Below are 10140 nucleotides of genomic sequence, written 5' to 3'. Positions count from 1 at the left end.
GCGGAGGTTGCTGCGTGGGAACGCATCCGAAACGAGGATGACTCCGCTATCGACTGGCAGTTCACGACCGAAGATGCACGCATCAAACTCCGGCAGCTATATCCAACAAATCACGATTGAACCTGTACTAGATGTGTTGTTTTGCCCCCGAGAGGGGTGCAGGGCGAGCGAGAGCAGTTGGCGAGTGACGAATCAACGTCCGAGGTGACTCCAATGAATCAACCAGACACGAGTACGATCTTCGCTGGTCTCGATGGCCGGTCAGACGCACAGCTTCCCAACTGGTACGCAAGCAGCCACGACGTCGGCGATACCCTACCGTCGTTCGCCGAAGCGATCCGTGACCTTCCACGCGCGGTCGACACCGAGGTCGGGTACAAGAATCCTGTCACTGGACAGTGGGTCGAAACCGATCGGTTCAACGCCATCGTCGAACCATCACGACTCCGTAACCACGCACGTACAGATGGCGGCGCCAGGCCTGGGTCGGACCAAGAACAGGTCGATCCCCTGTTCCACGTGCCCACTGACTCCTATACGGTCCTCAACCCACAGACGGTCTACAGCCCTCTCGAAACGCTCCTTCGAGACGCAGAGCTCGACGGAGTGCCGTTCGGGGATATCGTATTCGGCGAGATCCGTCAGTATCGAGCCGGCGGCGAAGTCCACATGGACATCATGTTCGACGGCCTCGAAGCGACCCTTCCCGGTGACGATCGAGAGCCGATCACGATGGGCGTCACTTCCGGCTACGACTTCTTCGGCGGCCACGCCGTCTACGTCGAAGGCTTCGCCCAGGACGGTGCGTGCTCGAACTCGATGCGCTCGCTCACCGACAAGCAGATCGTCAAACACGTCGGCGACGTTCGCGACTTCGAGGACTGGTGGGAGCAGATTCTTACCCAGCTCGAACTGGTTGCAGACGACCTCGTGCGGTTCATCGAGGACGCTCAAGAGATCGACCTCGACTTCACGGAGCTGCCGTTCACGGTCGAGGAGTTCTACACCCTCCTAGAGTTCCCCGAGTATCTTGCCGAACGGGCCGCAGATGACGCGCTCGCGAACGCTGACGATCCGTTCCTCGTTAACCTGTGGACGCTGCACTCGGGAGCGACCTACGCGCTCACACATTTCTTCCGTGGCCGCGAGGGCGGCTCTCTCGACGCGTACGTGCGAACAGCAAACGACATCTTGTTCAACCCCCACGGAACGATCAACCAGGTCGAACGCACCTACGAAGCCCAACAGAGTGCGAGCGGCGGTGACCAGCAAGCACTTGAGGGCGAGTGCGGCTTGGCCCGGATCGAACAAGCGACGGCGGGCCTCCAGGCCGGCGTCGAACAGTTCGAAAGCCGCGAGGAAGCGCTCCGTGAGCGATTCCAGACCGCGATGGAGTGACCTCTCAGAGAGAGTGGCTACGAGGAAAGTCTGAATAGGGCAGCGAGCAGTAGAATCATATATCAATCTACGACAGTCATAACGTAAGAGATGGGAGATCTGATAGAGACGTTGTCGGTCGAAAACGTCGTCGGGTCGACGGCCCTCGAACAGGAACTCGATCTCGAATCACTCGCCGACGATCTCGATGGAGTATCGTACAATCCGGACCAGTTCCCGGGATTGGTGTCGCGAACAACTGATCCGAAAGCAGCCTCACTCATCTTTCGATCGGGGAAGGTCGTCTGTACAGGCGCGTCCTCCACCGAGAACCTGACTGAGGCAGTCGAGCTGACGTTCGGCAAACTCCGGAGACTCGGACTCGAGGTTCCCGACGATCCAGCGGTGACTATCCAGAATATCGTGACCAGCGGCGATCTCGGAACGCGGCTCAATCTCAACGCGATCGCGATCGGACTCGGGTTGGAAGCCGTTGAGTACGAACCCGAACAGTTCCCAGGGCTGGTCTATCGGTCCGATGAACTAGACGTCGTCATCTTGTTGTTCGGGAGTGGCAAACTCATCATCACCGCTGGGACTCAGCCGAGCGACGCTGAGGACGCGATCAGAGCCGTTCAGACGCGACTGAGCGATCTCGGGCTTCTCGACTAACACGTGCATCCTGTCGGGTCACGCCAGTGAATGCTCGAGTGCGTTCACTCGTGAAGGGTCGGCTCGACGTGTTCGATGACTTCTCCGAACGCAAGGTTCTCCTGGACGTTTCTGATTTCGATCGTGACCCGATCACCGATTTCGGTCTCGGGGACGATGATCACGTACCCCCGCTCAACGCGGGCAATACCGTCGCCCTGTTTCCCGATGTCTTCGATATCCACGGTTCGTCGATCGCCCTCGGTGATTGGCGGTCCCTGCTCATCCCGTTTTGCTGACTGCTCCGCGGTCTCTCGCGGTGATGACTCGCCGGATTCGAGCAGGGCGACTCGATATACGTTGCCCGCTTCGACATCACCGACTGTGAGTTCATGAGCAGGGACCTCAATTCGATATGAATCGTCTCGGCTGTCGACCTCCGCACTGAACAGACAGAGTAAGTTCTCAGAAATCTCCATGTGAATGCTCTGTACGCCCAGAGTGTGCAACGACGCTCTTGAGTCTACTGGTCACACGACTGATCGAGTAACTGCCCGAGAGCTGGTCCTCCCGTGGGTGGAAATGGAGGGATTGGATCGGGAAACGCACGACATTAGAGATCGACGTATTGATCTTCCCACTCACGCCGTTCGTGGAGTTGGTCTTCTCCAACCTCGGTGATCGCGTAGTAGTTCGTCCGTCGGTCGAGTTCACCCTTCTCGACGAGATCCTTGTTGACGACCGTGTCGAGGTTTGGATACAGCCGCCCGTGATTGCTCTCGCTCTCGTAGTAGGTCTCTAACTCCTCTTTGATAGCCTGACCCGAGGGACGATCGAACCCGGAGATAACGTACAACAAATCCCGTTGAAAGCCTGTGAGATCGTTCATTGGTCAACCATAGTAGTAGTTCAATAGAGAAACTGTTTGTTATTCTGTCCATACAGTACTGCTCGGAAGCGAAGAATCAGTTCCTCGGCCCATTAGAGCGTCAGTCATTCACGACTACCGAAATGGGAACAATAGATCTGCAAAACGGGAGCAGACAGAGTATACCGTTCCCTGAAGTTGTTCGTTACCCCGGGAGGGGTGAAGTGAGACCAATTATGGGCGACGACGCTGATCGAACTCCGAGCCGAGAGGAGAACAGCCGGTCAGGACTGACACCAAAACAACGGCTTGGGACAGCGAATCCACGCCTCTTGGACGCGTGTATCGCCACCATCCACGATCTCGAGACGCTCCAGGAGTGTGTCGCCTACGAAAACCAGCACGAGCAGCGTGTTCCAATCCTCGAGATGCTTGCCCGGCGTGCCGAAGAACTGCGCGAAGAAGACGAGTCGTGACTGGGCGACACTCCAACGCGAGTGGTGTTGTTCGTCCCCCGAGAGGGATGGAGGATTTCACAGATGTCCGATCGTCCTGAGATCTCGATCCAGCACCAAGCCGCGTTCACCGACGATGGTGAGCTCGAACTAACCGGAGAAAGCGTCGAGACCTCCCTCGAGGATTTCGGTGCCGACGTCAGTCACCGCGATCAAGAGACGCACCTCGATCGGCCCGCTGCCAGCCAGTTCGGTATCGACGACCGCGTCGAAGTGCGCCAGTCGGAGGCCGACGACACCGATCAGGCGTCATTGTTCGCGGATACGGCTGACGATCAACAGACGCTGACGGGCGAGGACGCCAGTGAGCAATTCCTCTTCAATGACTGACCACCAATCCCTACGGGCAAACGCGAAAACACGCGTTCTCGCGCTGGCTGCAGCGAGCCCGGATCCATCGACCGGCGACGGATACGCCCACGGCGATCCGTGCCCCCGCTGTGAGGCGGCAGTGTTAGCAGGTCGATTCAACGGCGAGGACGACTCGTATCTCGAGTGCGAGCGGTGCTTGTACCGTCCAGGTCAGACCACCACGAGTTCGTAACCAACCGCGTGGTGGTGTTGATCCACCTCACAGAGGGATGGAAGGTTCCACAAATGGCAGATCAACCAGACGAAACGCCAGTACAGTCCAACAACCAGGTGCGGCTTGTACTCACGATTGACGAGAGCACTCTTCCTGACGGTGCTTCCCCAACCGATCTCGCTGCGCTGAGTCGCGAGCTCACCGCTGAGGACATCAGCCTCAGCACGGGCCACCAGTACACAGAAATCGACGATCGTTGTCCAGAGTGCAACACGAAACTCGAATTGACCAGGGTTCGACCCGATGCAGAAAACGGCGCACACGCACCCACCCGCTGCCCAGCAGACCACTGTCAGTGGGCCGGGACTGCGGTCTACCGATTGATCGACCTCGAGCAGCGGGCTGACGGGGTGCCCGAAAGTGCCGTCGCGAACGGGGACGCACAACCCACGTATTATCCCTACTGAAATGCCCTCGATAGACCCATTTGCCGACTGCGAACTCGGAGCCGAGGACGTTCTCGGCACGCGAACGTTCGAAAACGTGCTTTTCACGTCCGAAACACCAACGCCAGTAGACGTCCGGACCGGCGAGACGCCCGACCGTTCGATCGCGACTCTCGAAGACGCACGGGCGTTCGCCGCAGACGTGGGCGAGGGCCGAAACGCTCCGTACGTCCCGTTTGCGGCGTCGGTCGAATCCCAGATCGAAACCTGCTGTAAACCGTACACGGTCGCCATATTCTACCACTTCAAAGCAACCGGATCGCTTGCACGCCACCGTGCGTACGCTGCTGCCTACGACTCCGATGCGTTCACTGTCGAGTTCGACTGTGATTTCACCACAGGTGATCTCACGATCACCGTCGAACGCGTGGATTCTCCCTAGCGTCGCGTTGGTCGTACTCAGCTTCGCTTCGAAGACGCCACTATCCGGTGGCGTTGGTTCCCTCCCGGCGAGGGAGTGGAGGAGTCAGAACATGTCCGTTCAGACCACAACTGCCAGTACAGGCGATGAATTGACGTTCTTTTTCGGTGCAGCAGGCGGCTCCGCCCAGAAAGCGCTTCGCACGCTCGGTGAATCGAACGTCATGCTCTCGTACCAGACGAAGAACAACCGGCCGTGGGACGGAATCGAGACGCTGTTCATCGACTCCGGGGGGTACAGCCTGATGCTCGCTGAAGGAACCCACGAGCGAGCCGACCCGTACTTGATTACGTCGAAGAGGTCGATGCCGACCTCTTTGCAGTACAGGGATTTCCCGTGCGAACCCGCCATCCTCGACGAGTACGAACGCAGCGTCGAAACCCATCAGCGACTCACGGTCGAAGCAGCTGCGGAGGTCCTCGTTCGCGCCGACGAGCGAGGAATTGACGCCGAGCCCGTGACTGTCGTCCAGGGATGGGAACCCGAAGAGTACGTCCATCATGTCGAACTGCTCGAACGCGAGGGCTGTCTCACCGAACACGTGGGAATCGGATCGGTCTGCCGGCGGAACGCGACCGACGAGATCCGCGACGTCATCCGCGCGGTCGATCAAGCCACACCCCCCAGGACGAAACTGCATGCGTTCGGAGTGAAGCTTGAGGCGCTGCGAGACGAGCAGGTTAGGAATCGACTCTGGAGCGCCGACTCCACTGCCTACGACTACTGGGTTGATCTGTCGCCGCTGCCCCACTGGCAAGCAGTCGCTCGCGAATATCTCGACTACAAAGAGAAGATCCTGCGAACAACTCAGGAGGACGAGGACGCCCTACCAACGGTCGATCCCACCCAGCAAACATTGGGCGCAGCAGCGATCGACGAGTAGCCAACCGAAGGCGAAACCGAACGGTACGCGACAGCGAGTGTGTTGTTAGGCCCCCGAAAGGGTACAGGGCATGCAAGAAGCCAGTTGTCGAGTGACGAATCGAATCACACTGAGAGACGCCCCCGACGAGTTCCGGACCGAAGACGCACCGTTCATCGTCTGGAAAGGCGAAGCGAGGACGGACATAGCCAGACCCGGCCCCGAGTATCCCCTCCTGGAAATACATATCGATAACGGGGTGTGGAAGATGCTCAAAATGTTTCGCGCAGTCTCGACTGGAGACGAGACGGCTAGTATCGAGCTCCCCACGGAAGTTGTCGGTAGGGAGTCGTTCGAAACCGGAGCCGCCGCGTTCAAGCGAGCGCGCGAACTGCTTCCCAACGATCCCCACTACCCCAAAGCGACCGCTGACCCAGAGACAGATGCGGAGGGGGACACCACCACGGTAAGCGACAACGCTGGGAACATCAAAAGCGGGCAAGACGAAGCGGAGACCGGCGGTTCTGACGAGCAACGCTCGCTCACTGACTGGTGAGAGACAGCGGTCTACGCCGATTCGGCCTTAGTGGAGCTTCAAGGCTCGTTTTGCAAGTTCATCACACCATCAATGGATAGATAGCATCAACTTCTGACATAAACGGTGTGCAAGAGGTAGAGGGTGAGTTCAGCACCGCACCGCTACAGAAAATACCAGATAGATTCTACCCTCCCGTCTCTTTCGACTAACTTAGACAACATTGTATCTCATTCAATCACCGTTCAGCCGGATGTTGTAAGTCGGGCATATCACCCTCATCGACTTGTGCACCTATATCATGTAATATTCGGTTTAAATTCAATCTATCTTCTTCAATATCATGGTCACCATTTCGATAATCATTCCTCCCGATTAAATCCTCAGTTGAGACCTGTGCCCATCTGAGATGCTCTGGTCCCCTCATTCCTGTCCCGTCTTCAAACCACAGAGAGGTTCCAATAATCACCTTGCCATCAATATTATCCGAGATATGTTCCAGAACACCCGAGGGCCCTAAGAAGTTGTAGACTCCTCCCCATTCATTGGTCGAAAGCCAACTTGAAGGAACATCTTCAATTGGTGAGAATAGCGTTGTGGACATAGTCTGCTTTTCCTGACTAGAAAAGATCCCCGCACCTTTATTGTTCAATAGAACTGGATCGGCCTTTTCAGAATACAGCATGTCCGAGGTATCTTCCCAACTCTCTCCGAACAAGGGGGAGAGGAATTGGCATTCTTCATCGTCAGCAAGTATATATAATTCAACATAGAAATTATGGGCTGGTGCTTCCCCATAATTTAATACCTCCAACTCGACAAACTCAGAATAGTACAGATAGACATTTTCTTGAAACCCACGTCGCTCCTGACTCTCTGTTAAGGGGATAAAAGTGAAGTCACCTATTGATACGATTGATTGTTGGCTGTATTTGGCAAGATCACGCTGTTCGGCCAATATTTCTATTTGGGTTGACAATTCTCTTGTATGATCGGCTAAGGTCTCAGCTTGAGAATTCAGCGCTTTTGCCTGTTCAGAAAGGGACTCTTCCTGACTTTCCTGTGTCTTTGCAGATCGGAGGTAAAGAGACAACAATCCGAGGGTTAGTATTCCATTGATAAATATCCCAATAAGTTCTGTATTAGGATTGCCGGGGATAGTCTTCTGAAAAATATTTAAAATCACGGCCCCAATTATTATCAAAACACCAATAATTAGTGCTGAAAGACAAAGAATCCCCCCTAGTAGAGTTGTAGATTTAACGTAATCTTGTAGTATAGAATCAGAACCCTCTGGCATACTATAGCAATTACACTCATCCGTCAATGTATTTGCGGTACGTCACGATAACTCTCTGCTAGTGTATAACAGGTTCAGCCACTACCGTGCCCCGGATGAGAATGACATCTTATAGCGCGTCTTGAGCTTGGGATAACTATCTGCGTTGCCTCGCACAAGATTCGCGCCCTGTATCTTGCACGGCGGCAAGAACATCTATTGTAACTGGTAGAAAATTCAGCGGTCAGTACGCAGCTGTAGTGAGCGAATAGAGGAAGCGAAGAACGCGGGTATGAGAACCGTTGTATGACATCCTCTAGATCCATCACGGCCGCCTCTACCCAAACCTGGACACACTTGTCGACAAAGGGCTTGTTGAGAAGGGGGCAGGCCGACCGCCGTACAAACGCCTACTCGTCTACGCGGCGAGGTATCCGTGAGATCGAGGCCCGGCGTGACTGGGAACAACAGTACGTGGACGACCTCTTCTCTGAGTAACCGTTGAGTGCTGTTCTAGTTGGTCGACTGCCGGAGAACCGCCGGTGATTGAGGGACAGCGTGGCGGTGGGGGAAAGGTAGCACCCCATGACTTACTTGTGTGGCGACCCGCGGATACATGATGCCATCTTCAGATGTCCAACAGTCAGCGTCGGCCATCGGATGTGATGCATGCCGGTCTGCCGTCCAGTCTGGCGGTCAGCAAGACATGTCGTTTCTCCTCCTAGATCAGCTTACGATCCCCGTCCTCAGCTGCGACGAACACCTCGAGCAGTTCTCTTCAGTCTGTGGATTAACGTCCGAAGACACAGCCGATCTCCTGTCTCATCGACCGGCTGGCGGAGTGTCGTGTCCCAGTTGCCGTCTCGCCCCGTACAATTCGTCGCATCCCTTGGTACAGGTGCAGGATGGGGCGATCATCCCGATGGCGTGTCCGAAGCACCAGTCCGAGATCGTCCAGCGGTTCCACACAGGGATTCAGACCCAGCACCAACTGACAGCCAGTCTCGATACCAGCACATCCCTGTAAAACCTGAAATCCCGTTAAAGCCAGTGATACCATGGTGCAGTGGCGATATTGCCGGAGAGAATCTTTACTGAGAGTGAGTTGATATTAGCCGCATGATGTCGGATACCGGAGTAGAACAGGAGCGGGAGCAGCCACCTGTCTATCGAGAGACGATCGACCGGTTCTGGGTGCTTCAGCTCGTGATCGAGGTGCGACACGACGGTGTTGCTATCCGTCTTGGTCCGTTTCAGCGGTCGTTCCGTTATATATCGTTCCGTGAGATCGATGACGTCCGTGTTGCGACCTACTCGTCAACGACCTACGGCGGGTGGCACTGGGGATTGCGTCGATCTCTCAGTGGGAATACGGTGTACCGGCTACGAGGCAGTCGCGGCATCGAACTCGTATTGACCGATGGGACTCGGATGTTCATCGGAACGCAACAACCAGCAGACTTCGAAGCAGCAATCACGATCGAGGAGTTCACGACTGCTGAGGATTGATTAGGGCACTCCACGAACTTACCCTCAAAGGCAGGACCCTTGCTGGATTGCTCACGGTACGAATTTCGTCTGAGTTGATGCATATCACACTGATAGGCGACCTCTGCCACCCTCCGATCCGAACGTCGTGATGCAGATAGCCTCTGTATCTCGTGCGCGGTTTCCATCAGGTAACGGATGGGTTTTAATCCGCCGTGATACATTCTTCGCCTGTACGTAACAGCTGATTCGGGGACGACTGCCGTGAAATCAAGTGGATAATGGAAGTGGGGGAGTGCTCGCTGGGAAATCTACCTGGACAGCACGTGCCGCTGGTGGTGTCGGTCGACCCTCAGAGAGCGCTGGAGGGTTTCACAGATGGCAGATCGACCAGCAACGGCAGCACAGACCAGCAAGCGGAGGGGAGCACTGATGTTCGACAATCTCCCACCGGGCGTCCATCCCGAGGACTGCGAACCTGATGAGCCCGAACCACCTGCAGATCCGGATCGCCACTACGAGGCCCGGATCGAACAGAAGGAGGATCACTGATGGGCACGGTCACCTTCAAGACGCTCGCGTTCGGCGCAACCGCCGACGAAGCGTTCACCGGTGCCGTCGAGGACTCGAAACACAGGCACGGTCACAACGGGTACACAGGGACGATCGCCGAGAAGACCACCTTCACCGTGATCCCCGAGAGCGAGCACAAGGGCCGTCAGAAACGGATCGTCGCTAGCGAACTGATCGACGAAGAGGACCAGCGAATTCAGTGCAAGCGTGGTCCCGCCGGGGCGATCAACTGTTCTGGAACGAAAGCCGCCACACGGTATCGCGAACAGCACGGACTCGAGGGCAAGCACGGCGACGTCTGGCTCTTCTTCGGCTGGGCCGCCCACTAACCGATCGACACAGCTTGGTGTGTTGGTCACTCTCCTGAGTGCTGAGAGAGTCGAACTGGATCCCTCAGAGTTACCCCACACGTTCGGTCTTTTCACTGCCAAAGAGACTCGTCCAATTCGAAGCCCGCCCATCTGACGAACGCTCGAAGTAACTCTGGGCGATCGCCGACCGAGGCGATCGCCCTATCAACTTCCCACTCAAGATCAGTG

At 56.2% G+C, this 10140-nt stretch carries 13 protein-coding genes and 2 pseudogenes; 12 read left to right on the top strand and 3 right to left on the bottom strand.

The window, feature by feature from the left end; all coding sequences use genetic code 11:
* The 3 genes and pseudogenes from LCF40_RS22290 to LCF40_RS22280 all read left to right on the top strand — a co-directional run.
* Positions 1 to 120: pseudogene (locus tag LCF40_RS22290) on the top strand (IS630 family transposase); the annotation flags it as partial.
* Positions 121 to 213: 93 nt separating this feature from the next.
* Entirely contained in the window at positions 214 to 1398 is a 1185-nt protein-coding gene (locus LCF40_RS22285; protein ID WP_224830332.1) for a hypothetical protein, read from the top strand.
* A gap of 90 nt (positions 1399 to 1488) precedes the next feature.
* Complete coding sequence (locus LCF40_RS22280) at positions 1489 to 2049, top strand: TATA-box-binding protein (protein ID WP_224830331.1); 561 nt, start codon at positions 1489 to 1491, stop codon at positions 2047 to 2049.
* Between the two features lie 44 nt (positions 2050 to 2093).
* On the opposite strand, the gene LCF40_RS22275 is transcribed toward LCF40_RS22280, so the two are convergent.
* Positions 2094 to 2507 (bottom strand): TRAM domain-containing protein, encoded by a 414-nt coding sequence (locus tag LCF40_RS22275; protein WP_224830330.1) that lies wholly within the window; start codon positions 2505 to 2507, stop codon positions 2094 to 2096.
* Between the two features lie 134 nt (positions 2508 to 2641).
* The gene (locus LCF40_RS22270; protein WP_224830329.1) at positions 2642 to 2917 is read right to left on the bottom strand and encodes a PadR family transcriptional regulator; all 276 of its coding nucleotides are present in this window, start codon (positions 2915 to 2917) and stop codon (positions 2642 to 2644) included.
* Positions 2918 to 3132: 215 nt separating this feature from the next.
* Between LCF40_RS22270 and LCF40_RS22265 the strand changes: the two genes are divergently transcribed.
* The 5 genes from LCF40_RS22265 to LCF40_RS22245 all read left to right on the top strand — a co-directional run bounded on the left by LCF40_RS22265 (position 3133) and on the right by LCF40_RS22245 (position 6282).
* Entirely contained in the window at positions 3133 to 3372 is a 240-nt protein-coding gene (locus LCF40_RS22265; RefSeq protein ID WP_224830328.1) for a DUF8129 domain-containing protein, read from the top strand.
* Between the two features lie 63 nt (positions 3373 to 3435).
* Positions 3436 to 3741, top strand: coding sequence for a hypothetical protein (locus LCF40_RS22260; protein ID WP_224830327.1), 306 nt, complete (start codon positions 3436 to 3438; stop codon positions 3739 to 3741).
* A gap of 664 nt (positions 3742 to 4405) precedes the next feature.
* Positions 4406 to 4825 carry a DUF8025 family protein gene (locus LCF40_RS22255; protein WP_224830326.1) on the top strand — a complete coding sequence of 140 codons (420 nt, stop codon included), beginning with the start codon at positions 4406 to 4408 and terminating at the stop codon, positions 4823 to 4825.
* Positions 4826 to 4916: 91 nt separating this feature from the next.
* Entirely contained in the window at positions 4917 to 5747 is an 831-nt protein-coding gene (locus LCF40_RS22250; protein ID WP_224830325.1) for a deazapurine DNA modification protein DpdA family protein, read from the top strand.
* 91 nt (positions 5748 to 5838) lie between these two features.
* Positions 5839 to 6282, top strand: a complete 444-nt coding sequence (locus tag LCF40_RS22245) for a hypothetical protein (protein ID WP_224830324.1) — start codon at positions 5839 to 5841, stop codon at positions 6280 to 6282.
* A 217-nt stretch (positions 6283 to 6499) separates the two neighbouring features.
* On the opposite strand, the gene LCF40_RS22240 is transcribed toward LCF40_RS22245, so the two are convergent.
* Positions 6500 to 7561 (bottom strand): hypothetical protein, encoded by a 1062-nt coding sequence (locus LCF40_RS22240; protein ID WP_224830323.1) that lies wholly within the window; start codon positions 7559 to 7561, stop codon positions 6500 to 6502.
* A 299-nt stretch (positions 7562 to 7860) separates the two neighbouring features.
* Here LCF40_RS22240 and LCF40_RS22235 point away from each other — a divergent pair.
* From LCF40_RS22235 to LCF40_RS22220, 4 genes and pseudogenes are all read left to right on the top strand, one after another.
* Positions 7861 to 8038 (top strand): annotated as a pseudogene (locus LCF40_RS22235) (helix-turn-helix transcriptional regulator); the annotation flags it as partial.
* 621 nt (positions 8039 to 8659) lie between these two features.
* Entirely contained in the window at positions 8660 to 9049 is a 390-nt protein-coding gene (locus tag LCF40_RS22230; RefSeq protein ID WP_224830322.1) for a hypothetical protein, read from the top strand.
* Positions 9050 to 9406: 357 nt separating this feature from the next.
* Complete coding sequence (locus LCF40_RS22225; protein WP_224830321.1) at positions 9407 to 9580, top strand: hypothetical protein; 174 nt, start codon at positions 9407 to 9409, stop codon at positions 9578 to 9580.
* On the top strand, positions 9580 to 9930 hold the full coding sequence (locus LCF40_RS22220; RefSeq protein ID WP_224830320.1) for a hypothetical protein: 351 nt from the start codon (positions 9580 to 9582) through the stop codon (positions 9928 to 9930). The genes LCF40_RS22225 and LCF40_RS22220 overlap by 1 nt, the downstream gene beginning before the upstream one ends.
* The last annotated feature ends 210 nt before the right edge of the window (positions 9931 to 10140 follow it).

The sequence above is a fragment of the Saliphagus infecundisoli genome (assembly GCF_020177375.1).
Classification (GTDB): Archaea; Halobacteriota; Halobacteria; order Halobacteriales; family Natrialbaceae; genus Saliphagus; species Saliphagus infecundisoli.
Note: the sequence above shows the minus strand (reverse complement) of the source record. Positions and strands in the feature narration are given on the sequence as shown.

Bases quoted from the DNA above. Each gene is read 5' to 3' on its own strand.
- LCF40_RS22280 (WP_224830331.1), top strand. From the start codon at position 1,489: ATGGGAGATCTGATAGAGACGTTGTCGGTCGAAAACGTCGTCGGGTCG.
- LCF40_RS22250 (WP_224830325.1), top strand. From the start codon at position 4,917: ATGTCCGTTCAGACCACAACTGCCAGTACAGGCGATGAATTGACGTTC.
- LCF40_RS22275 (WP_224830330.1), bottom strand. From the start codon at position 2,507: ATGGAGATTTCTGAGAACTTACTCTGTCTGTTCAGTGCGGAGGTCGAC.
- LCF40_RS22285 (WP_224830332.1), top strand. From the start codon at position 214: ATGAATCAACCAGACACGAGTACGATCTTCGCTGGTCTCGATGGCCGG.
- LCF40_RS22260 (WP_224830327.1), top strand. From the start codon at position 3,436: ATGTCCGATCGTCCTGAGATCTCGATCCAGCACCAAGCCGCGTTCACC.
- LCF40_RS22220 (WP_224830320.1), top strand. From the start codon at position 9,580: ATGGGCACGGTCACCTTCAAGACGCTCGCGTTCGGCGCAACCGCCGAC.
- LCF40_RS22240 (WP_224830323.1), bottom strand. From the start codon at position 7,561: ATGCCAGAGGGTTCTGATTCTATACTACAAGATTACGTTAAATCTACA.
- LCF40_RS22255 (WP_224830326.1), top strand. From the start codon at position 4,406: ATGCCCTCGATAGACCCATTTGCCGACTGCGAACTCGGAGCCGAGGAC.
- LCF40_RS22225 (WP_224830321.1), top strand. From the start codon at position 9,407: ATGGCAGATCGACCAGCAACGGCAGCACAGACCAGCAAGCGGAGGGGA.
- LCF40_RS22230 (WP_224830322.1), top strand. From the start codon at position 8,660: ATGATGTCGGATACCGGAGTAGAACAGGAGCGGGAGCAGCCACCTGTC.
- LCF40_RS22265 (WP_224830328.1), top strand. From the start codon at position 3,133: ATGGGCGACGACGCTGATCGAACTCCGAGCCGAGAGGAGAACAGCCGG.
- LCF40_RS22270 (WP_224830329.1), bottom strand. From the start codon at position 2,917: ATGAACGATCTCACAGGCTTTCAACGGGATTTGTTGTACGTTATCTCC.